We start from the raw sequence: 21,990 nt of genomic DNA on the forward strand, positions 1-21,990 counted from the left end.
GCCCGCCTCATTCCTATACGATCAATACCACCACATAGGCTGCATATAGCCCGACCAGCGCCGTGCCCCAGCGTTTTCCGATCGGCCAGCCACGATAAATGATCGGCCCGATCAACAGCGCACAGCCGAGCATCACCCAGAGGTCAAAGCGCAGCATCTCGGGCGGCACCGGCAGCGGCCCGACCAGCCCGGCGACGCCGATGATGCCCAGCAGGTTGAAGATGTTGGAGCCGATGACATTGCCCAGTGCCACATCCGCCCGCCCTTTCATTGCCGCGACGACCGAGGTGGCCAGCTCCGGCAGCGAGGTGCCGATGGCCACCAGCGTCAGGCCGATGACCGCTTCGCTGACGCCGTAAGCGCGGGCGACATGGGTGGCACCCTCCACCAGATAATGCGCGCCGAGCGGCAGGCCGATCAGGCCCAGCACCAGAAACAGCGCGATCTTGGCCCAAGGCATCTCGGGATCGGCCCCCTCCAGCGCCTCGTCCGGCTCGGGCGCCTCGCCCGCGGCCCGATGCGCCAGCGCGTCGCGGATTTGCACCGCCAGCATCAGCCCGAGGCCCGCCAGCAGCACCAGCGCATGTGGCCAGCGGATCGGCCCCAGCCAGCACAGGCCGATGAACAGCACCGAGGCCGCGATCATGATCAGATAGCTTTGCCGGGTGTCCTTCCCCTCGGGGCGGATCTTGGCGATCAGCGCGGGCAGACCCAGCACCAAAAGCACATTGGCGATGTTGGAGCCGATGACATTGCCAAGAGCGATGGCCGGCGCATTGTCCAGAACCGCCGCCACCGAGACCAGCATCTCGGGTGCCGAGGTGCCAAAGGCCACCACCGTCAACCCGACGATCAGCGCCGGTATCCCCAGCCGCAGGCTGAGCCCCACCGCGCCACGCACCAGAATATCGCCCGCGATCACCAGCAGCACGAGGCCACCCGCGATCATCCCCAAATGCAGCAGCATTCACGCCCCCTTGTTGCCCGCACCGCCGCATGGGCAGGGGGAGGTTCCGATGCGCGGCCGCCCGCAGGCCAGACAACGCGCCGTCAGTTTCTTCGGTTTCTTCTTGCCAAATCCGCTGATGCGAAAGCGGCCGAACACAGCCAGTGCCGCGATCACGATCAGGAACAGCGTGATGATCTTGACCATGGATCAGAGGCCGAACCGCGCCCAGAGCGCGCGTTCCTCGGCCAGATCCAGCGCCCCGCCCACCAGGTTCATCCCGAACCGCGACAGCAGGCCGCGCTTTTGCCCATAGGGGATCAGCCGCACCTTCTCGCCGTAAAGCGCCTTCAGCTTGGGGACCGCATGCGCCACCCCGTCGATGAGGCCCAGCCGTGCAGCCTCTTCGCCCAGCCAGACATCGCCGGTAAAGAGGTCACGCTCGGTGCTCAGTTTCGCGCCCCGCCGCCCGGTGACCTGCGCCTTGAAGATCGCATGCATCGGCTCAAGGATCGCTTTCAGCCGTTCGATGTCTTCGGGCTTTTGCGGGCGGAACGGGTCCATGAAGCTCTTGGAGGTGCCCGCCGTATGCACCCGCCGCTCGATCCCGTGGCGGGCGATGAAGCCGTCCAGCCCGAAGCCCGAGGAGATGACGCCGATCGAGCCAATGAGCGAGGCGGAATCCGCCCAGATGTCATCCGCCGCTGTGGCCAGCCAATAGCCGCCCGAGGCCGCGACATCCTCGACAAAGGCATGCACCGGCACGCCGGTTTCCTCGGCCAGACGGCGAATGCGCGCGGCAATCAGCGAGCTTTGCACCGGGCTGCCGCCGGGGGAATTGATCAGCAGCGCCACCGCCACCGGCTTTCCCCGTTTGAACGCGCGCTGCAACAGCGGCGCCAGCGCCGCATCTGACAGGCCCGCGGCACCGGGCCGGGTGATGCCGATGGCACCGGAAAGGCGGACCACGGCCACTTTCGGCGGTGATTTGGCGAAGGGAATGAAGCGCTTGATATCCATGTCCGGCATGTAGGCCGCAGGAAGACGCCAAACAAGAACGGCCCCGCGAAAACCTGCCGAATGCCGCAAGAAAAGCGGTAAGGGGCGCGGCTTTCCCCTGCGGATCGCGGCGGCAGGCGCGCGGACCCGCCGTCTGCAGCGCCCTGTGGTTTTTCCCCTGCCGTTCGGCGGGCCGATGGCATAGGCTTTGGCGATGATTGATCGCTTGGAAATGTTCATTGCTTTGGCGCGCGAGGGGCACTTTGGCCGCGCGGCGGAAAGCTATGGGGTGACCCAGCCCACCCTCTCCTCGGGCCTGCGCGCGCTTGAGGATCAGCTGGGCGTGCAACTGGTCTGGCGCGGTTCGCGCTATCAGGGGCTGACGCCGGAGGGGCAGCGGGTTCTGGTCTGGGCGCAGCGGATCGTGGGGGATGCCCGCGCGCTGAAGGAAGAGATGCGCGCGGCGCGGCATGGGGTGGCGGGGCATCTGCGGCTGGGCTGCATTCCCACGGCGCTGCCCCGCGTGGCGCGGCTGACGGCCCCGTTTCTGGCCCGCAATCCCGGCGCGCGGCTGACCATTCTGTCCTGTTCCTCTTCCGAGATCCGCGAGGGGATCGAGGCGTTGACGCTGGATGCCGGGATCACCTATCTCGACGCAGAACCCTTGGGGCGGCTGACGCAGGTGCCGCTGTATCTCGAAACCTATCGCCTGCTCGAGCGCAGCGCGGAGGCGGGGCCGGTCAGCTGGGCTGAGGCGGCGCAGCGACCCCTGTGTCTTCTGACGCCGGACATGCAGAACCGCCGTCTGGTCAACGCGCATTTGGCGCGGGCGGGGGCCGAGGTGGCGCCGCGGGTCGAGTCGAACTCCACCCTCGCGCTGCTCAGCCATGTCGCCACCGGCGACTGGGCGGCGATCCTGCCCGAGGCTCTGGCCGAAGGTATCGCGCTGCCCGCCGGGGCGGTGGCGCGCCCGCTGTCGGGCGGCGAGGCGCATCACCGTGTGGGCCTGGTGGTGGCGGCGCGCGATCCGCACACGCCGACACTGGAGGCGCTGTTGGACGAGGCGCGGCGCATCGCGGAAGATTGATAGGTAAATCAAATCGCCCAACGGGATATCAATATTGATTTCTCTATCATCCCTGTTAGGCCGAAGGCAGCCAGTCAAGGAGGACAGCCATGTTGGATGCGGCGCAGCCCGAGGGTCTCGCAGAGCGCGTGACCGAAATTCTCGCCGCCCATGCGGGGGTTGAGGGGGCCTTGTTGCCGATCCTGCATGCGGTGCAGGCGGACTATGGCTTTGTGCCCGAGGCGGCGCTGCCGCAGATTGCCGCCGCCCTTGGCCAGACCCGCGCCGAAGTGCATGGGGTGATGAGTTTCTACCATGATTTCCGCGCGGAACCGGCGGGCCGCCATGTGGTCAAGCTCTGCCGGTCAGAGGCCTGTCAGGCGATGGGCGGTGCGGCGCTGGTGGCCGAGGCCGAGGCGGCTTTGGGCTGTGCGATGGGCGAAACCCGCGCCGATCAAAAGGTGACGCTGGAGCCGATCTATTGCCTGGGCCTTTGCGCCTGTGGCCCGGCGGCGCAGGTCGATGGCAAGCTGGTCGGGCGGCTGGATGCCGCGAAACTGGCGAAGATCAAATCGGAGATCGGCGCATGAAGATTTATATTCCCCGCGATGCCGCCGCCCGCGCCCTTGGGGCCGATGAACTGGTGACCGCCGCCAAAGCCGAAGCCGCGAAACGTGGCATCGACCTGACCGTGGTGCGCAACGGTACCCGTGGCATGGTTTGGCTGGAACCGCTGCTGGAGCTGGAAACCCCGGCGGGGCGGATGGCCTTTGGGCCGATGGAACCCGAGGATCTGCCAGGTTTTTTCGACGCCGCAGAGACGCATCCGAAGGCCCTGGGCCTGACGGAAGAAATCCCGTTCTTCAAATCGCAAACCCGGCTGACCTTTGCCCGCTGTGGCCGCATTGATCCCTTGTCGCTGGCCGAGTACCGCGCCGAAGGCGGCCTTGCCGGGCTGACCCGCGCGCTGGGCCTGACGGGCGACGAGATCGTGGCCGAGGTCACCGCCTCCGGCTTGCGTGGGCGCGGTGGCGCGGGCTTCCCGACCGGCATCAAGTGGAAAACCGTGGCAGGGGCGCAGTCGGCGCAGAAATACATCGTCTGCAACGCGGATGAGGGCGACAGCGGCACCTTTGCCGACCGCATGCTGATGGAGGGCGATCCCTTCACCCTGATCGAGGGGATGGTGATCGCCGGTCTCGCGGTGGGGGCGACCAAGGGCTATGTCTATATCCGCTCTGAATATCCCGATGCGATCGAGGTGATGTCGAAGGCGGTCGCCCTTGGCCGGGCGGAGGGGCTGCTGGGGGCTTCGGTGCTGGGGCAGGGGCCTGCCTTTGACATGGAGGTGCGCGTCGGCGCCGGGGCCTATGTCTGCGGCGAGGAGACCTCGCTTTTGAACTCGCTGGAGGGCAAGCGCGGCGTGGTGCGGGCAAAACCGCCGTTGCCGGCGCTGGAGGGCTTCTTGGGCCGCCCGACGGTGGTGAACAACGTGCTCAGCCTTGCGGCGGTGCCGTTCATTCTCGACCATGGCGCGGCGGCCTATAATGACATCGGCATCGGCCGCTCGCGCGGAACCATCCCCTTGCAGATCGCCGGGAATGTGAAGTTCGGTGGGCTTTATGAGACCGGCTTTGGCATCACTCTGGGCGAGATTGTCGAGCAAATTGGTGGCGGTACCGCTTCGGGCCGCCCGGTGAAGGCGGTGCAGGTGGGCGGTCCCTTGGGGGCTTTCCATCCGGTTTCCGATTTCGGCCTGCCCTTTGGCTATGAGGAATTCGCCGGACAAAATGGTTTGGTGGGCCATGCCGGGATGGTGGTCTTTGACGATACCGCCGACATGCTGCACATGGCGCGGTTCGCGATGGAATTCTGCGCGGTGGAGAGCTGCGGCAAATGCACCCCCTGCCGCATCGGCGCGGTGCGCGGCGCGGAAACCCTCGACCGGATCGCGGCGGGCGATGCCAGCGGTATCCCGATCCTCAAGGATCTCTGCAACACGATGAAATTCGGCTCGCTCTGCGCTTTGGGCGGCTTTACCCCCTATCCGGTGATGTCGGCGCTGACGCATTTCCCCGAGGATTTTGACCGGCCTGCCAAGGCCCCGCTGGAGGCTGCGGAATGAAAGATTTCATCATCCCCACCAAGGACATGGGCACGCCTGCGAAACACGGCGCGCCGGTCACCCTGACCATCGACGGCATGGAGATCACCGTGCCCGCGGGCACCTCGGTCATGCGCGCGGCGGCAGAGGCCGGGATCTCAGTTCCGAAACTCTGCGCCAGCGATATGCTGGATGCTTTCGGCTCCTGCCGCCTCTGCCTCGTCGAGATCGAGGGGATGCGCGGCACCCCGGCTTCCTGCACCACACCCGTCAGCCCCGGCATGAAGGTCAAGACCCAGACGGAGAGTCTGAAGACCCTGCGCAAGGGGGTGATGGAGCTCTATATCTCTGACCACCCGCTTGATTGCCTGACCTGTGCCGCCAATGGCGATTGCGAATTGCAGGATATGGCCGGGGCCGTCGGCCTGCGCGACGTGCGCTATGAGCCGGGCGAGAACCATTTTCTGCGCCGCGCCGCCACGGGCACGAACCCGCAATACATGCCGATCGACGACAGCAACCCCTATTTCAGCTATGATCCGGCGAAATGCATCGTCTGCTCGCGCTGCGTGCGGGCCTGCGAAGAGGTGCAGGGCACTTTCGCGCTGACCATCTCGGGCCGGGGTTTTGACAGCCGCGTCACCGCCGGGATGAACGAGAGTTTCATGGCGAGCGATTGCGTCTCCTGCGGCGCCTGCGTGCAGGCCTGCCCGACCGCGACGTTGATCGAGAAATCGGTGACCGCCATCGGCACGCCGGAACGGGTGGTGAAAACCACCTGCGCCTATTGCGGCGTCGGTTGCTCGTTTGACGCGCATATGCGCGGCGATGAGGTGGTGCGGATGGTGCCCTCGAAAGACGGCAAGGCCAACCGCGGCCATTCCTGCGTCAAGGGCCGTTTCGCCTGGGGCTATGCCCAGCATCAGGACCGGATCCTGAAGCCGATGGTGCGCGAGCGGATCACCGATCCCTGGCGCGAAGTCAGTTGGGACGAGGCACTGAGCTTCACCGCGACCAAGCTCAAGGGCATTCAGGCGGCGCATGGGGTGGACAGCATCGGGGTGATCACCTCCTCGCGCTGCACCAATGAAGAAACCTATCTGGTGCAGAAACTGACCCGCGCGGTCTTTGGCAACAACAACACCGACACCTGCGCCCGCGTCTGCCATTCGCCCACCGGGTATGGGCTGAAACAGACCTTTGGCACCTCGGCCGGGACGCAGGATTTCGATTCTGTTGAAGACACCGATGTGGTGATCGTCATTGGCGCCAACCCGACCGACGGGCATCCGGTTTTCGCCAGCCGCCTGCGCAAGCGCCTGCGGGCGGGGGCGAAGCTGATCGTCATCGACCCGCGTCGGATCGACCTGCTGACCACCCCGCATATGGGCGCGGCCTGGCATCTGCCGCTGCGCCCGGGCACCAATGTGGCGGTGCTGACCGCGCTGGCCTATGTGATCGTGACCGAAGGCTTGCAGGATGACACTTTCATCGCCGAGCGTTGCGACGCGGATGAATATGCCGATTACATCGACTTCCTCACCGATCCCGCCCATGCGCCGGAAGCGGTGGAGACGGTCACCGGCGTCCCCGCCGATCTGATCCGGCAGGCGGCGCGGGCCTTCGCCCAGGGCGGCAATGGCGCGATCTACTATGGTCTCGGCGTCACCGAGCACAGTCAGGGCTCGACCACGGTGATGTCCATCGCCAACCTCGCCATGCTGACCGGCAATATCGGGCGGCGCGGCGTGGGCGTGAACCCGCTGCGCGGCCAGAACAACGTGCAGGGCTCCTGCGACATGGGGTCGTTCCCGCATGAATTGCCGGGCTATCGCCATGTCTCGGATGACACCGCGCGCGGGATCTTCGAGGCGGCCTGGGGGGTGAAAATCTCCGACGAGCCGGGGCTGCGCATTCCGAACATGCTGGATGCGGCGGTGAATGGCAGCTTCAAAGGGCTTTATGTGCAGGGCGAAGACATCCTGCAATCGGACCCCGACACCAAACATGTCAGCGCGGGTCTGGCGGCGATGGACTGTGTCATCGTGCAGGACCTCTTCCTGAACGAGACCGCGAATTACGCGCATGTCTTCCTGCCGGGCTGCTCTTTCCTTGAGAAAGACGGGACTTTCACCAATGCCGAACGCCGCATCAACCGCGTGCGCAAGGTGATGGCGCCGAAGAATGGCTATGCCGATTGGGAGGTGACGCAGCTTTTGGCCAATGCGATGGGCGGCAACTGGACCTATACCGATCCGTCGCAGATCATGGATGAGATTGCGGCGACCACCCCCTCTTTCGCCCATGTCTCTTATGCGCTGCTCGATGAGATGGGCTCGGTGCAATGGCCCTGCAATGATGACGCGCCCGAGGGCACGCCGATCATGCATATCGACGCGTTCGTGCGCGGCAAGGGGCGGTTCATCCGCACCGAATATGTCGCCACCGATGAGCGGACCGGCCCGCGCTTCCCGCTCTTGCTCACCACCGGGCGGATTCTCTCGCAGTATAACGTCGGCGCGCAGACCCGGCGCACCGCGAACAGCGAATGGCATGCCGAGGACCGGCTGGAGATCCACCCGCATGACGCCGAAAACCGCGGCGTGAAAGAGGGGGATTGGGTGCGCCTCGCCTCCCGCGCGGGCGACACGACCCTGCGCGCGACGCTGACCGACCGGGTGGCACCGGGGGTGGTCTACACCACCTTCCACCACCCCGATACGCAGGCCAATGTGGTCACCACCGACAATTCCGACTGGGCGACCAATTGCCCGGAATACAAGGTGACGGCGGTGCAGGTGCTGCCCTCGAACGGCCCCAGCGAATGGCAAAAGGACTATGCCGCGCAGGCCGAGGCGGCGCGGCGCATCCTGCCCGCCGCCGAGTGAGGCGCGGATGAGACCGCTCTGGTCCCCGCATCCGGTTCGCCATTTCGAGGGCGGCTGGGCCGCGCGCGATCTGGCGCTGCCGGAAGAGGTTCCGGTGGCGCTGGTCTTTGACGGCGCGACGCAGGCGGTGATGATGGCCTCGCCCGGCGATCTGGAGGATTTCATCCGCGGCTTTGCCCTGACCGAGGGGCTGGTGGCCGATGCCGCCCGGATCACCCGGGTCGAGATCGTCGATCAGGGCGCGCAGGGGATTGAGGCGCGGGCCTGGCTGACCCCCGGCACCGGCGCGGCTTTGGCCGAGCGGCGGCGCAGCATGGTGGGGCCGGTGGGTTGTGGCCTCTGCGGCATCGACAGTCTGGCGCAGGCTTTGCGGGTGTTGCCGATGGTGCCGCCCTCGGCCCTACGGCTGGCGCCCGGCGATCCCGCCCGCGCGATGGCGGCGCTGGAGGGGGCACAGCCCTTGCAGGACGCGACGCGCGCCGCCCATGCGGCGGCCTTCTGGCACCCCGAAGAGGGGCTGGTGGCGCTGCGCGAGGATGTGGGGCGGCACAATGCGCTGGACAAGTTGGCGGGGGCGCTGCTGGCGCGCGGCACCGATGTCGCGGCGGGGGTGCTGGTGCTGACCTCGCGGCTCTCGGTGGATATGGTGCAAAAGGCGGCAATGCTCGGCGCACCGGTGGTGATTGCCGCCTCTGCCCCCACCAGCCTCGCGCTGGCCCATGCCGAAGCCGCAGGGCTGACGCTGATTTCCCGTGCGCGCGGCGCGCGGTTTGACCTACACACGCATCCCGAACGGATGACACAGGAGTGCCCGGCATGAGCGAGAGTAAGATCACCCGCATGGCCAATCAGATCGCCAGCTTCTTTGTCAGCCAGAGCGGCGATCAGGCGGCGGCCGTCGCGGCGCATATCAGCGACAATTGGGCGCCGCCGATGCGGGCCGAACTCCTGGCGCAGGTGGCGGCGGGCGGCGAGGGGCTCGCACCTCTGGTGATCGCGGCGGCGCCGATGGTGCGCCCGGTGTCCCGGGGGGCGTGACCGGTTGCGCGTGACGCACCGGGCCTGAACACCGTTCATCTTCAGCCATTTTTGAGGCCGTGCCATTTTTTGCAGACCTGCCGCCCGACGCCCTGCCGCAGATCCGGCGGGCAGGGCGCGGGATTTTCACCACCCGGCGCGTTTCGCGCGCCATTGCGGGGCGGTTTCTGCCGGGCGCGACGGCCTTCGCGGCACAAAGCGGATGCTGGCGCGCGGGCCCGGCCTTGTCGCGGCCCAAAACGATGCCGCCCGGACGCCGCACCCGCCCGCTCAGCGCGGCGGTCGGGTGGGGGCGTTCGGACGGGGTCGTGCTCCGGTCCTATGCCCGGCGTTCTGCGTTCAGCCTTTGGCCTGCATCCGGTCAATATAGCCGCGCAGCTCCTCGGCCTCGTGCCGGGCATCGCGCAATCCATCCATGGCGGCGCGCAATTCGGCCTCGGTCTGGCTAAGCTGGTTCTGCAACTCGCTCTCGCGGTTCTCGATGTAGGCCAGCGCCTCATCGCGGGTCTCTTCGGCCTCATGCAGGGCCTGCGCCATCTGCTCCAGCTCGCCCATATCGGCGCGGGTGACGCGGGTCAGGCGGTGGATCAGCCAGCTGGCAAACCACCCCAGCGTGAACGCGACAAACAGGATGATCGCGGTGGCAATGATGAATTCGTTTCTGTTCATGTCTGGGGTTCCTGCCGCATGCCGCGAATGGGGTCTTTGGGGCGCATCGGGGTCAATTCCCGCCTTGAGCCGGGCGGGGCGCCGGGCGCGGGGTGCTCTCGTCGGGGCTCTGCACGTCGATCACGATCGAGCCATCCGCCGCCGCGCTGACACCCTCCGGCGCTCCCGCCGCGGAAGTCGTTTCGGCTGCGGTGCCCGTTTCGGCTGCGGTGCCGGTTTCTGCATCGGCTGCCGTATTGGGGGCGGTTTCGGCCGGTGTCTCGGGGCTGGCCGCGCCGGGGTCGGTATCGGAGGCGTCGGGCCCGGCCGTTTCCTCGGCCGGGCTCAGGGCATTGCTGCCCTCGCCAACAAAGCCTTCGCCGCCTTCTTCCATCGGCACCGCATCCGGATCCTCATCAAAGACGATCTCGCCTGACATGTCCGGCATGCCGTCGCTGTCGGGGGCGGCATCCGTCTCGGCATCCGCCGCCGCTGGCGCGCCATCCGCTGTGGCCGCCGGATCTGCCGTGCCCGCCGACGTCTCATCCGGTGTCGGATCCAGCAGGACAAACTGAATGCGGCGGTTCGCCTCGCGCCCTTCCTCGGTGCCGTTGTCGGCCACGGGATCGGACTCACCATAGCCGCGCGCGCTGAGATTGCCGGTCAGCACCCGCCGCTCCATCAGTGCCTGCACCACCGAGGCGGCGCGGTCCTGCGACAGCTGCTGGTTGAACCCTTCGCTGCCCTGGCTGTCGGTGTGGCCGCCGATCTCCATTTTGAAGTCCTGACATTTGCCCATGATCTTGGCCAAAGTATCGAGAATCCCCGAGGAGCCGGTCACGATCACCGAGGACCCCGGCTCAAAGCTGATCTTGTTGGCGGCCAGGGCGTCGTTCAGCATCTGCACGCATTCCGCCCCGGTCGGCAGCCCGAGGACGGGGTCCAGCCGCTTGTCATAGCGGATGGACAGGTTGAACCGCGCGCCGTCGCCCAGCCGGTCCGAGAGCACCCGCGCCACCTTGTCCGAGGCCTGCGTGTCGCCGGTGACCCCGTTCACCCGGACGGTGTCGGGCGTCACCGTGACGCTGCCGCTTTCCAGCGCGGCCAGCACATCCACCGCCGCCAGCACCCGAACCGGCCAGCCGCCGGGCAAGGTGTCATCGGTGCGCGTGGCGCCATAGACCGCGGCATTGCCGAACCGCGCCTTGGCGAGGTTTTCCACCGCCGTGCGCAGGGCCTCATCGCTCAGCCGTCCGCGCAGCTGCACCTTGCCATCCTCGCCGCGGGTGGCGGTAAACTCGGGCGGACCCGCGACATCGGCTTTCGGCTTTTCGGTCAGCACCGAGGTCAGCGAGAACACCTCCGGCAGGTTCGATTCCAGCTCGCCCACGACCTTGTCATAGGTGGCCTGGCTGACGCTGTCGGCGGCGATCAGCGAAATATCGGCATCCGAGAAGGTGATTGAGCCCGCACCGATTTCCTTCATCGCTGCCAGCCCCATCGTCACCGCATCGGCCCAGGCCGGGGTGGGCACGCCCATCCCCACGGTGCAGCCCAGCGCCCCGGTGGCACCCGCCGCGCGCGCCGCCGCGAGAATGCGGCTGCTGGCGCGCTCTGTATCGGCGGAACAGGCGTCAAAACGCGGGCCCTGCTCGTCGATCAAAAAGCGCAGGGTGAAGGGGGTAATCACCGGATGCGGCGCCGAAATGTCGAGAGAGAGGCGCACACCTTTGGGGGCAGAACGGCTGAGCGTGGTCTCAACCCGGCCCTTTTCTGTGGTGCTGTCGGTCAGCGCGGTCACCGCAACCTTGTCCGCCGCCACCGATATTTTGGAGCGGGGCAGGGTTTTCAATGTGGTGATGCCGAAATTCATTGCCGCCTGCCAGCCCTCGGGCACCGGGTAATCGGCGGCCTCCAACAGGTCGGTGACATTGCCATTCGCGGCGATGCCTTTCAGGTCAGAGATCAGCTTGTCGCGGTCAACGCCCATCGGCACCAGCCCGATCAGCGAGATCCCGTCGTCATTGCGCAAAATTTCCATCGAGAAGGCGGGCGGCGCGGCGGTTTCCTTCACCGCGACTTCGGTCAGATCGATCAGCCGCGACGCGTCGATGACGGTGCCCACCAGCGCCATCGTGCGGAACCGCTCAGCTTCGGAGGGGGCGGTGCCGGTCAGCGTCACCTGCAACCCGTCGGCCGAGACCCCGGCCCAGGAATGCCCCGCCGCCTCCAGCGTTACCCGCACGAGCGAACTGGTGCGCATCTCGATCACCGTCGAGCCGCCTCCGGCGATCAGCGCGGAGAGGACCAGCGCCAGCGAAAAGGCGGTGGTGTTCAACAGGGTCGGGCCTAAGCGCATGGGCGGGGTGCCTTTGTCTCGGAGCGGGTGCCCCCTCCATAAGAGGCGGGGGCGGGGGGATCAATCAGGCCAGGGCCGCGATGGCAAGAAACAGCGCAAGGATCAGGCCGGTATCGCGGTTCGCGCGAAACAACATGAGGCAGATCGCCGGATTGTCCACATCAAGCTTTTGTAATTGCCAGACCATGTGCCAGCCCATTGCCCAGGGGCCGATCAGGGCGAGGGTCAGCACGAGCGGCGCGGCGCCAGCAGGCAGCAACGCCACAAGGACGGCGGCGGTCAGCAGCACCACCGTGGCGATCATGAAGAACACCAGCCAGCCCTTGGTCTTGTCGCCAAAGAGCCGCGCGGTGGATTTCACCCCGATCAGCACGTCATCCTCTTTGTCCTGATGCGCATAGATCGTGTCGTAAAAGAGGGTCCAGCTGATGCCCGCGACATAGAGGAGGACCGCGGGCAGGCCGAGGCTGCCGGTATGCGCCACCCAGGCCAGAAGCGCGCCCCAGTTGAAGGCGAGGCCCAGAAACACCTGCGGCCACCAGGTAAAGCGTTTCGCAAACGGGTAAATCGCCACCAGAATCAGCGAGGCGACGCCCATGCCGATGGCCGCCCAGTTGAAGCTCAGGAGCACCGCGCCGCCGATCAGCGTTTGCAGCACCAGCCAGATCAGCGCGCCGCGCACCGTCACCTGCCCCGAGGGGATCGGGCGCGAACGGGTGCGGGCCACCTGCGCGTCAAACGCGCGGTCGGTGATGTCATTCCAAGTGCAGCCCGCGCCGCGCATGACAAAGGCGCCCAGAAAGCAGCCCACCGCGATCCACAGATCCATCCAGCGCGGCCCGTCCACCGCCGCCGCCAGCGCCAGACCCCACCAGCAGGGCAGCAGCAAAAGCCAGCTGCCGATCGGCCGGTCAGCCCGCGCCAGCCGCAGATAGGGGCGGGTCCAGCGGGGGGCCAGACGGTCCACCCAATTGTCGGCCACCGCATCGGCCACCATGCCATCGGCGGCGTGCGGTGCGGCCTTCGGGCTCTCTGGCATTTCCGTCATCTCGGTCATATGGTCCGTTCCATGGCACAGGCGAAGATCAGACTTTATGTAGAGCACCCCTTGGTCGCAGGGCAACCCATCCCCCTGACCGAGGCGCAGGCGCATTATCTCTTTGGCGTGATGCGCGAGGGGGTGGGCAGCCTTGTGCGCCTGTTCAACGGGCAGGACGGCGAATGGATTGCCGAGGTGACCACCGCCGCCAAACGCGGCGGCGCGCTGACCCCGCGCGAGGTCTCGGCGCCGCAACTGAACCCGCCCGACCTCTGGCTTCTCTTCGCGCCGATCAAAAAGGCGCGCACCGATTTCATCGTGGAAAAGGCGGCGGAGTTGGGCGCGGCGCGGATCTGTCCGGTGCAGACCGAGTTCACCAATGCCGACAGGATCCGGCAGGATCGCTTGCAGGCGCATGCTCTGGAGGCGGCCGAGCAATGCGGCGGCACCTATGTGCCCGAAGTGGCCGATCTGGCCCCGCTGTCCAAGGTTCTGGCCGGATGGGACCCGGCGCGGCGCATCCTTTGGGCCGATGAAAGCCTGGTGGGCGCGGCCGAGACGCTGGCGGGCCTTGCGCCCGGCCCCTGGTCAATCCTGATCGGGCCGGAGGGCGGGTTTTCAGAGGCCGAGCGCAACCGCCTGCGGGCGCTCGATTTCGTGACGCCGGTCAGTCTGGGGCCGCGCATTCTGCGGGCGGATACGGCGGCCTGCGCGGCGCTGACACTCTGGCAGGCCGCGCTCGGGGATTGGCGATGAGCCTGATCCGCCCGGCGGTCCGCGATCATCTGCTGCGCTGGCAGGAGGTCTGGCTGGCCGCCGCAATCGCGGCCATCGGTCTGTGGCTGATCTGGCTGGGCGGATTGATCCTGATCCCGGCGGGGCTTTTGTTGATGGCCTTTGCGGCGGGCTGGGGGCTGATCGGCTGGCGCAGGCTGGCCTTTGCGCGACCCATCGGGGCACCCGGGCTGGTCGAATGGGACGAGGGGCAGCTGTCCTATTTCCGCCCGGGGTCAGGGGCGGCGCTGGGCGGCGTGATCAGCCTGCGCGATCTGGCCGAGATCAGGCTGCTGAGCCTGACCGGGCAGCTGCATTGGCGGCTGAAAACCCTCGACGGGCAGGCGCTGCTGATTCCGCTGGCGGCGGCGGGGGCCGAGCAGCTTTTTGATGCTTTTGCCACTTTGCCGGGCATTGATATGGCGCGGCTCAGCGCGGCATTGCAACAGCCGCGCAATGGCGCAGGCCCGGTTGTGCAGGTGCTGTGGCAAAGACCCGCCCGCGCGGTCTTGACTTGAGAGTCTAGGCGCGCCACCTCTGTCATCCAAACGGACGGCGGCTCTGGCCCGCCGGTCCCCCCTTTCAGGCCGGAGCGCCCATGTCCATTCCACAACAGGGCGGCGGCCCGATTGAACATTTCGACCAGCTGGCGGACTATATGGCCTCGGGCGAAAAGCCCGGCGCCGATTGGCGCATCGGCACCGAGCATGAGAAGTTCGGCTATTCCAAGGACACGCTGGAACCGCTGCCCTATGAGGGCCGCCGATCGATCAAGGCGATGCTGGAGGGGCTGCGCGACGGCTTTGGCTGGGCGCCGGTGCTGGAGCAAGAGAATATCATCGGCCTGACCAAGAACGGCGCCAATGTCAGCCTCGAACCCGGCGGGCAGTTCGAGCTGTCGGGCGCGCCGCTGGAGACCCTGCATCAGGGGCGTGATGAGCTGGAGACCCATCTGCGCGAAGTGCGGACCGTGGCCGAGCGGATCGGGGCGGGTTTCGTGGGTCTGGGCGCGGCGCCGATCTGGACGCATGCCGAAATGCCGATGATGCCGAAGGGCCGCTACCGGCTGATGACCGATTATATGGGGCGCGTCGGCACCCATGGCACGCAGATGATGTACCGGACCTGCACCGTGCAGGTGAACCTCGATTTCGCCTCCGAGGCGGATATGGTGAAAAAGCTGCGCGTCGGGCTGGCCCTGCAGCCGGTGGCGACCGCGCTTTTCGCCAATTCGCCCTTCTTCGAGGGGCAGCCGAATGGTCATAAGTCGTGGCGCAGCCGCATCTGGCGCGATCTCGACGCGGTGCGCACCGGCATGCTGCCCTTCGCCTTTGAGGAGGGGATGGGCTATGAGCGCTATGTGGATTACGTCCTCGATGTGCCGATGTATTTCGTCTACCGCGACGGCAAATACATCAATGCTCTGGGGCAAAGCTTCCGCGATTTCCTGAAGGGTCAGCTGCCCGCGCTGCCGGGCGAGGTGCCGACATTGTCGGACTGGGCCGACCATATGACGACGGTCTTTCCGGAGACGCGGGTCAAGAAATACATCGAGATGCGCGGAGCCGATGCGGGCGACCGGGCGCATCTGAACGCACTGCCTGCCCTTTGGGTGGGGCTCCTTTATGATCAGGGGGCGCTGGATGCGGCCTGGGATCTCGTCAAGGGCTGGGATGCGGAGACGCGCGAGGCGTTGCGGGTGGCGGCGTCGGTTTCCGCCTTGCAGGCCGAGGTGGGCAGCATCCACATGCAGGATCTGGCGCGTGAGGTGGTGGAGATTGCGCGGGCGGGCCTCGCGGCGCGCGGGCGTGGCGATGGCGGCGAGGCGGCGGATGAGACCGGGTTCCTCGATGTGCTGGCGCAAAGCGTGGCCACGGGCCGTGTCCCGGCGGATGAGCTGCTCTCGCGCTATGCGGGCGAGGCCAAGGCGCCGCTGGAGCGGATTTACGACGATTATTGCTATTGAGCCCTTGGGGGGGGAAGGGAGGGGGCGCTGCCCCCTCGGCCCTTTGGGCCTCACCCCCGAGGTATTTTGGCCAAGAAGAAAGGGGCCGCTCCGATTTCGGGGTGGCCCTATTTCTTTTTGCCGATTTTGGGTTCGGTGCCGACGAGGATGCGGCCGATGTTGCTGCGGTGGCGCCAGAAGACGAGGGCGGCGAGGAGCAGCGCCAAGAGGGTGACTTCGGGGCGGCCGAGCAGGAGGGCGGCAGGGACCGCGAGCGCGGCGGCCACGAGGGCGGAAAGCGAGGAGATGCGGGAGACGGCGGCGGTGAGCGCCCAGAGGCCGCAGGCGGCGAGGCCGACCGGCCAGGCGAGCGCGAGGAGCGTGCCGAGGAAGGTGGCGACGCCTTTGCCGCCGTTGAATTTCAGCCAGATCGGATAGACATGGCCAAAAAAGGCGGCAGCGCCCGCGATCTGCGCCGCATCCTCGCCGATCAGCGCGCGGGCAATGAGGACCGCGATGGCGCCTTTGCCGCTGTCGAGCAGCAGGGTGGCGAGGGCGGCGGGTTTGTTGCCGGTGCGCAGCACATTGGTGGCGCCGATATTGCCCGAGCCGATCTGGCGCAGATCACCGAGGCCCATGGCGCGGGTGATCACCAGACCGAAGGGCACGGAGCCCAGCAGATAGCCGAAAGTGGCGGCGAGGGTGAGGATCGCGGCCCCATGTTCAAGTGTGGGCATCATGCGGCGGCTCCTTTGGAGGTGTGGGCATAGACCTGGGCGCCACCGACGAAAGTGGCCAGCACCCGGCCCTCCATCCTTTGGCCGTCAAACGGGGTGTTTTTGGATTTGGACTGCAGGGTGAAGCGGTCGAGCACGAAAGGCGCATCGGGATCAAAAAGCACGAGATCGGCGGGGGCGCCCTCAGCGAGGCGGCCCTGCGGCAGGCCAAGGCGTTTGGCCGGGTTCAGCGCCATCGCGCGGAAGAGTTGCGGCAGCGTGAGCATGTTCGCGTGATAGAGGCGCATCGCGGCGGGCAGGATGGTTTGCAGCCCCACTGCGCCGGAGGCCGCCTCTTCAAAGGGCAGGCGTTTGGATTCCTCATCCTGAGGCGTGTGCATTGAGCCGATGGTGTCGATCAGCCCTTCGGCCACCGCCTCGACCATCGCCAGACGGTCCTCTTCCGAGCGGAGCGGCGGCGTCATCTTGAAGAAGGTGCGGTAATCGCCGACGTCGAGTTCGTTCAGCGTCAGATGGTGGATCGAGATCCCGGCGGTGACGTCGAGCCCCTGCGCCTTGGCGCGGGCGAGGGCGGGCAGGCTGCGCGCGCTGGTGATCTGATCGGCGTGATAGCGGGCGCCGGTCATCTCGACCAAGGCCAGATCGCGGTCGAGGCCCATCCGTTCGGCCAGCGGCGAGACGCCGGGCAGGCCGCGCAGGCTGGCGAATTTGCCGGAGGTGACGGCGGCGCCTTTTGACAGGCCCGGGTCCTGCGGATGGCCGATCACCAGCGCGCCAAGGCTGCGGGCATAGGTCAGCGCCCGGCTGAGCACCTTGTTATCGGTGGTGACATGATCGCAATCGGTGAAGGCCACGGCACCGGCATCGAGCAAAAAGCCGATCTCGGTCATCTCGCGGCCCTCGCGGCCTTTGGTCAGCGCCGCCATATGCGCCATGCGCACCGGGGCCGAAGCGGCGGCGCGGCGGGTGACAAATTCCAGCATCTCGGGCGTGTCGAGGGCGGGATGGGTGTCAGGGCGCATGACGATGGTGGTGACGCCGCCCGCCGCGGCAGCGAGGCCGGCGGAGCGGAAGCTTTCGCGGTGACGCTCGCCGGGTTCGCCGATCTTGACGCCCCAATCGACGATGCCGGGGGCGAGGCATTTGCCGCCGCAGTCGATGACGGTGGCATCCGCCGGGGCGGACATCGCGCCGATGGCGGCAATCTCTCCGGCATGGACGATGACATTGCCGGTGGATTCGGTCAGCGCCTCGGGGTCGATCAGCCGGGCGTTTTCAAAGAAAAGGGTCATGCCGTCTCCCCAAGATCCGTTGGTGTCCGCGTGTCACGGCGCTGGTGCGCCTCGGCCTGGCCTGCGTCGCGGGCGGCCAGGATGGTGTCCATCACGCCCTGCGTATCGGCCAGATGTTTGATCAGATGCTTTTGCCCGGTGCGGCTGACCAGCTGCACATCGCCAAAAAGCCGCCGCACGGTGACCAGATCGCCGAGCGCCAGCTGCCGCCCCTGCGGGCCGATCAGGCGGCGGTCGGTCAGCTGCCAGCGGCGGGCGAAAACCTCGGACTTCACCAAAAGCGCGCGCAGCCCCACCGCGAGAAAGACCCCGAGGAGGCCCGCCCAGATCTGGCTGCCCTTGCCCAGCATCGGCATCACCAGGAGCACAGCGGCGGCACCCATCGCCGCCAGTGCCGCCTGATCGGACCAATAGCGCCGCAGATCGGGCAGGAACACCGCCTGCAGCACCTCGCCTTCGGCTTTCGGTACTTCGCTCTCGGGGCCGGGGCGGTAGGCGTGCACGCCATCGCGGCCGGTGTTCTTGGGGTCAGACATCCATGCCACCGGCGGCGGCGCGGCCGCGCTCGGCGCGCAGGTTGCGGGCCAGAAGATCCATGCAGGCCATGCGCACCGCCACGCCCATCTCCACCTGTTCCTGAATGACGGAGCGGTTGATGTCATCGGCGATCTCGCCGTCGATCTCAACGCCGCGGTTCATCGGGCCGGGGTGCATGACGATGGCATCGGGCTTGGCATAGGCGAGTTTCTCGGCATCCAGCCCGTAGCGGTGGTAATATTCCCGCTCTGACGGGATGAAACCGCCGTCCATCCGCTCTTTTTGCAGACGGAGCATCATCACCACATCGGCGCCCTCAAGACCCTTGCGCATGTCGTCAAAGACCTCGCAACCGAATTCCTGCACCCCCGCGGGCATCAGGGTGGGGGGCGCGATCAGCCGCACCCGGTTCTCCATCTTGCCGAGCAGGATCAGGTTTGAGCGCGCCACCCGGCTGTGCGCGACATCGCCGCAGATCGCCACGGTCAGCCGCTGGATCCGGCCCTTGGCGCGGCGGATGGTCAGCGCATCCAGAAGCGCCTGCGTCGGATGCTCATGCCGGCCGTCGCCCGCGTTCAGCACCGCGCAATTCACCTTGCTGGCCAGCAGGTTGACCGCCCCGGACGAGCCGTGCCGCACCACCAGCAGATCGGGGTGCATGGCGTTCAGCGTCAGCGCGGTGTCGATCAGCGTCTCGCCCTTTTTCACCGAGGAGCTGGCCACCGACATGTTCATCACATCGGCGCCGAGACGCTTGCCCGCCAGCTCAAAGCTGGCCTGGGTGCGCGTGGAGTTCTCGAAAAACATGTTGATCTGGGTGAGACCCGCCAAAGCATCGGTGCGCTTGACCGTGCGGCGGTTCAGATCGACGTATTTGTCGGCCAGATCCAGAACACTGCGGATTTCATCGGGGGCGAGATGTTCGATCCCCAACAGGTGACGCGCGCGGAATGCCATGGAAATCTCCCCGATCCGGTCTCGGGCGCTTATGGCAAATGGGGGCGCGTCAGGCAAGCCGGAAGGCGCCGGATCCGGGGTTCTCGCGCGGCGGTCGGGCGGGGGCGGGGCGGCGCACGGCTTTACCTTGGCGCAGCGCGGCCCTAGCTTGGCGGCCATGGAATCGCTCAGCCCGCCCGATATGGATTTTCACACCGCCGTTGCCCTGATGCAGTGGCAGCTGGAGATGGGTGTGGATGAGGCGATGCTGGATGCGCCGCTCAACCGCTATGATCTGCCCGACCGTGTGGCCCCCGCGCCGAAGGCGGCGGGCAGCGAGATCAGCCTGCCCAAACGCGGGGCTGCGCTGGATCTGCCGCCACCGCCACCGCCGGTTGTGCCCGCCGCCGAGGCGGATCTCGCGGCCAAAGCCGCCGGAAGTCTGGCGGAGCTGGCGGCAGCCCTGGAGGCCTTCGGGCATTGCGAGCTGAAAAAGGGCGCGCGGACCACGATCTTTGCCGAGGGCGACCCGGCGGCGCGGGTGATGGTGATCCTTGATGCGCCCCGGCGCGAGGAGGATATGGCGGGCCGGGTGATCACCGGCGCCGCCGAGGTGTTGCTGGGCCGGATGCTGGCGGCGATTGGCCTGTCGGTCGGCGGGCCGGACCCGATGGCCGGGGCCTATCTGCTGCCCGCCTTGCCCTGGCGCTCGCCCGGGGACCGCGACCCCGAGGAGGAGATGGCGGCGATGATGCGCCCCTTCCTCGCGCGGCATGTGGCGCTGGCGGCCCCCGAGGTCATCCTCTGTATGGGCAATGCCGCCTGTGGCGCGGTGCTGGAGCGCAAGGGCATCACCCGGCTGCGCGGCCAATGGGCCAGCGCCTTTGACCGGCCGGTGCTGGCGACCCTGTCGCCGCAAGCTTTGCTGATGCAGCCGCAGGGCAAGGCGCAGGCCTGGGCGGATCTGCTGGCGCTGCGGGCGAAACTCGGGGCCTGAGGGCCAGCTCTCCGGGCCCGGGGCCTGAGAATGCCGGGCCTGCCGTGCCGTCTCTCGCAAAAAATTGTGCATCCTGCGACGGAATGTCTGCGCAAGATCGTTCTGCATCCGGCGTTTTGCCCGTACTCTGGGCAAGGATGGACGGGGAGTGGTACGCGCAGACGAACGCGGCCGATAAAAGGGCGATACGCATGCGATTTTGGATCCGCAGCCTGATGGGGTTGTTTCTGGTGGCGATGACGGTGGCGCTGCTCGGGGCGGGCGGCTGGATGCTGAAAACCACGCTGGATGCCCGCGCGGCGGAGAAAGCCTTTCCGCGTCAGGCGCGCGAGCGGGTGTTTTCCGCCAATGTCGCGCCGGTCACCGTGGGGGAACTGACGCCGGTGCTGACCTCTTATGGTCAGGTGCAAAGCCTGCGGCAGCTTGAGATCCGCGCCGCCACTGCCGGGCGTATCCTGCATTTGTCGCCAAACTTCCTCGAAGGGGGCAGCGTGCAGGCGGGGGAACTTCTCGTGCAGCTGGACCCGGCCGAGGCGCAGGCAGCGCGCGATACATTGGTGGCCTCGGTCTCGGAGGCCGAGGCGGCCTTGGCCGAGGCGGAGCGGGCCGTCACCATCACCGGCGATGATCTGGCCGCCGCCGAGGAACAGGCGCGGCTGCGCGAGCAGGCGCTGACCCGGCAGCGCAGTCTGCGCGCGGGTGGCATCGGCACCGTGGCCGATCAGGAAACCGCCGAGCTGGCGGCGAGCACCGCGAAACAGGCGGTGCTGACCCGCCGTTCGGCGCAAAGTACGGCGCAGAGCAAGCTTGATCAGGCGCGCACCACACTGGAGCGGCAACGGATCGCGCTGCGCGAAGCAGAACGCAAGCTGGCCGATACCGAGATCCGCGCCGATTTCGCCGGGAATCTCTCGGGCGTGATGGTGGTGCAGGGCGGCCTGGTCTCGACCAATGAGCAATTGGCCAGCCTGATCGATCCGGCGGCGCTGGAAGTGTCGTTCCGGGTCTCGACCGCGCAATATGCCCGGCTGCTGAACGCAGAGGGCCAGCTGACGCCGACGCAGGCCGAGGTGGCGCTGGAGGTGGCGGGGGATGAGCTGACCGCCACCGCACATCTGAGCCGGGTGGGCGCGGAGGTGGGCGAGGGGCTGACCGGACGTCTGCTTTACGCGCAGATCGATCAAGGCGGTGCGGGCTTTCGGCCCGGCGATTTCGTGACCCTGCGGCTGGCGGAACCGGCATTGCAGGATGTGGCCGAAGTGCCCGCGAGTGCCGTGGGCAGCGATGGCATGGTTCTGGCGCTGACCGATGATGAGCGGCTGGAGGCTTTGCCCGCGAAAATTCTGCGCCGTCAGGGCGATGCGGTCATCGTCGCGGCCGCCGCCCTGCGCGGGCGCGAGATTGTCACCGAACGCTCTCCCCTGCTGGGCGCCGGGCTGAGGGTGCGGCCGATCCGGTCCGAGAGCGCTGCGACCGGCCCGGCGACGCCGCCGACAGCAGCGGCCGCCCCGGTGACGGCGCAAAGCGTGGTGCTGAGCCCGGAGCGGCGGGCGAAACTGATCGCCTATGTCGAGGGCAACGCCCGGATGCCCGCCGAGGCCAAGGCGCGGATCCTTGCGCAGTTGCAACAAGATGAGGTGCCCGCGCAGGTGATTGAGCGGCTTGAAACCCGGATGGGGGGCTGA

The 21,990-nt window shown here is 67.2% G+C and carries 21 protein-coding genes; 11 read left to right on the forward strand and 10 right to left on the reverse strand.

Annotated features, from left to right (window positions below; genetic code table 11):
- Nucleotides 1-13 precede the first annotated feature (13 nt).
- Genes ACEN2S_RS06365 through ACEN2S_RS06375 form a run of 3 tightly spaced genes read right to left on the reverse strand, consistent with a single transcriptional unit; the run spans nt 14 to nt 1,966 of the window.
- Nucleotides 14-967, reverse strand: a complete 954-nt coding sequence (locus ACEN2S_RS06365) for a calcium/sodium antiporter (RefSeq protein WP_441863882.1) — start codon at nt 965-967, stop codon at nt 14-16.
- Nucleotides 968-1,153 (reverse strand): hypothetical protein, encoded by a 186-nt coding sequence (locus tag ACEN2S_RS06370; RefSeq protein ID WP_441863885.1) that lies wholly within the window; start codon nt 1,151-1,153, stop codon nt 968-970.
- A gap of 3 nt (nt 1,154-1,156) precedes the next feature.
- The gene (locus ACEN2S_RS06375) at nt 1,157-1,966 is read right to left on the reverse strand and encodes a S49 family peptidase (RefSeq protein ID WP_441864722.1); all 810 of its coding nucleotides are present in this window, start codon (nt 1,964-1,966) and stop codon (nt 1,157-1,159) included.
- A gap of 193 nt (nt 1,967-2,159) precedes the next feature.
- Here ACEN2S_RS06375 and ACEN2S_RS06380 point away from each other — a divergent pair, with 193 nt between their 5' ends.
- From ACEN2S_RS06380 to ACEN2S_RS06405, 6 genes are all read left to right on the forward strand, one after another.
- A complete protein-coding gene (locus ACEN2S_RS06380; protein ID WP_441863887.1) occupies nt 2,160-3,032 on the forward strand; it encodes a LysR family transcriptional regulator in 873 nt (290 codons plus the stop codon).
- A gap of 89 nt (nt 3,033-3,121) precedes the next feature.
- Nucleotides 3,122-3,601 carry a formate dehydrogenase subunit gamma gene (locus ACEN2S_RS06385; RefSeq protein WP_441863890.1) on the forward strand — a complete coding sequence of 160 codons (480 nt, stop codon included), beginning with the start codon at nt 3,122-3,124 and terminating at the stop codon, nt 3,599-3,601.
- Nucleotides 3,598-5,136, forward strand: coding sequence for a formate dehydrogenase beta subunit (locus tag ACEN2S_RS06390; protein ID WP_441863892.1), 1,539 nt, complete (start codon nt 3,598-3,600; stop codon nt 5,134-5,136). The genes ACEN2S_RS06385 and ACEN2S_RS06390 overlap by 4 nt, the downstream gene beginning before the upstream one ends.
- A complete protein-coding gene (gene fdhF / locus ACEN2S_RS06395) occupies nt 5,133-8,003 on the forward strand; it encodes a formate dehydrogenase subunit alpha (RefSeq protein ID WP_441863895.1) in 2,871 nt (956 codons plus the stop codon). The genes ACEN2S_RS06390 and fdhF overlap by 4 nt, the downstream gene beginning before the upstream one ends.
- 7 nt (nt 8,004-8,010) lie before the next feature.
- Nucleotides 8,011-8,823 carry a formate dehydrogenase accessory sulfurtransferase FdhD gene (gene fdhD, locus ACEN2S_RS06400; protein ID WP_441863898.1) on the forward strand — a complete coding sequence of 271 codons (813 nt, stop codon included), beginning with the start codon at nt 8,011-8,013 and terminating at the stop codon, nt 8,821-8,823.
- Nucleotides 8,820-9,041: a formate dehydrogenase subunit delta gene (locus tag ACEN2S_RS06405; protein WP_441863900.1), complete on the forward strand. Its 222-nt coding sequence runs from the start codon at nt 8,820-8,822 to the stop codon at nt 9,039-9,041. Before fdhD ends, ACEN2S_RS06405 begins: the two co-directional genes overlap by 4 nt.
- Before the next feature lie 339 nt (nt 9,042-9,380).
- On the opposite strand, the gene ACEN2S_RS06410 is transcribed toward ACEN2S_RS06405, so the two are convergent.
- The 3 genes from ACEN2S_RS06410 to ubiA all read right to left on the reverse strand — a co-directional run bounded on the left by ACEN2S_RS06410 (nt 9,381) and on the right by ubiA (nt 13,105).
- Nucleotides 9,381-9,710, reverse strand: coding sequence for a hypothetical protein (locus tag ACEN2S_RS06410; protein WP_441863902.1), 330 nt, complete (start codon nt 9,708-9,710; stop codon nt 9,381-9,383).
- Nucleotides 9,711-9,762: 52 nt separating this feature from the next.
- The gene (locus ACEN2S_RS06415; RefSeq protein WP_441863904.1) at nt 9,763-12,048 is read right to left on the reverse strand and encodes an OmpA family protein; all 2,286 of its coding nucleotides are present in this window, start codon (nt 12,046-12,048) and stop codon (nt 9,763-9,765) included.
- A gap of 64 nt (nt 12,049-12,112) precedes the next feature.
- Nucleotides 12,113-13,105 (reverse strand): 4-hydroxybenzoate octaprenyltransferase, encoded by a 993-nt coding sequence (gene ubiA, locus ACEN2S_RS06420; RefSeq protein ID WP_441863907.1) that lies wholly within the window; start codon nt 13,103-13,105, stop codon nt 12,113-12,115.
- Between the two features lie 12 nt (nt 13,106-13,117).
- Here ubiA and ACEN2S_RS06425 point away from each other — a divergent pair, with 12 nt between their 5' ends.
- The 3 genes from ACEN2S_RS06425 (at nt 13,118) to ACEN2S_RS06435 (ending at nt 15,827) form a co-directional block, all read left to right on the forward strand.
- Complete coding sequence (locus ACEN2S_RS06425; protein WP_441863910.1) at nt 13,118-13,843, forward strand: 16S rRNA (uracil(1498)-N(3))-methyltransferase; 726 nt, start codon at nt 13,118-13,120, stop codon at nt 13,841-13,843.
- On the forward strand, nt 13,840-14,379 hold the full coding sequence (locus ACEN2S_RS06430) for a hypothetical protein (RefSeq protein ID WP_441863912.1): 540 nt from the start codon (nt 13,840-13,842) through the stop codon (nt 14,377-14,379). The genes ACEN2S_RS06425 and ACEN2S_RS06430 overlap by 4 nt, the downstream gene beginning before the upstream one ends.
- 80 nt (nt 14,380-14,459) lie before the next feature.
- Complete coding sequence (locus ACEN2S_RS06435; RefSeq protein ID WP_441863915.1) at nt 14,460-15,827, forward strand: glutamate--cysteine ligase; 1,368 nt, start codon at nt 14,460-14,462, stop codon at nt 15,825-15,827.
- Between the two features lie 107 nt (nt 15,828-15,934).
- On the opposite strand, the gene plsY is transcribed toward ACEN2S_RS06435, so the two are convergent.
- From plsY to ACEN2S_RS06455, 4 genes are read right to left on the reverse strand one after another with little or no spacing between them, the layout of a single operon-like run.
- Nucleotides 15,935-16,543 (reverse strand): glycerol-3-phosphate 1-O-acyltransferase PlsY, encoded by a 609-nt coding sequence (gene plsY, locus ACEN2S_RS06440; protein WP_441864725.1) that lies wholly within the window; start codon nt 16,541-16,543, stop codon nt 15,935-15,937.
- Complete coding sequence (gene pyrC / locus ACEN2S_RS06445) at nt 16,543-17,835, reverse strand: dihydroorotase (protein WP_441863918.1); 1,293 nt, start codon at nt 17,833-17,835, stop codon at nt 16,543-16,545. Before pyrC ends, plsY begins: the two co-directional genes overlap by 1 nt.
- Nucleotides 17,832-18,371: a hypothetical protein gene (locus ACEN2S_RS06450; protein ID WP_441863920.1), complete on the reverse strand. Its 540-nt coding sequence runs from the start codon at nt 18,369-18,371 to the stop codon at nt 17,832-17,834. Before ACEN2S_RS06450 ends, pyrC begins: the two co-directional genes overlap by 4 nt.
- A complete protein-coding gene (locus ACEN2S_RS06455) occupies nt 18,364-19,329 on the reverse strand; it encodes an aspartate carbamoyltransferase catalytic subunit (RefSeq protein ID WP_441863923.1) in 966 nt (321 codons plus the stop codon). Before ACEN2S_RS06455 ends, ACEN2S_RS06450 begins: the two co-directional genes overlap by 8 nt.
- A 157-nt stretch (nt 19,330-19,486) precedes the next feature.
- On the opposite strand from ACEN2S_RS06455, the gene ACEN2S_RS06460 reads away from it, so the two are divergent.
- Together ACEN2S_RS06460 and ACEN2S_RS06465 are read left to right on the forward strand one after the other, a co-directional pair.
- On the forward strand, nt 19,487-20,305 hold the full coding sequence (locus tag ACEN2S_RS06460; protein WP_441863926.1) for a uracil-DNA glycosylase: 819 nt from the start codon (nt 19,487-19,489) through the stop codon (nt 20,303-20,305).
- Nucleotides 20,306-20,496: 191 nt separating this feature from the next.
- Nucleotides 20,497-21,990, forward strand: coding sequence for an efflux RND transporter periplasmic adaptor subunit (locus ACEN2S_RS06465; protein WP_441863928.1), 1,494 nt, complete (start codon nt 20,497-20,499; stop codon nt 21,988-21,990).

This window comes from Phaeovulum sp. W22_SRMD_FR3, assembly GCF_052113705.1.
In the GTDB taxonomy this organism is placed as follows: domain Bacteria; phylum Pseudomonadota; class Alphaproteobacteria; order Rhodobacterales; family Rhodobacteraceae; genus JBGQOG01.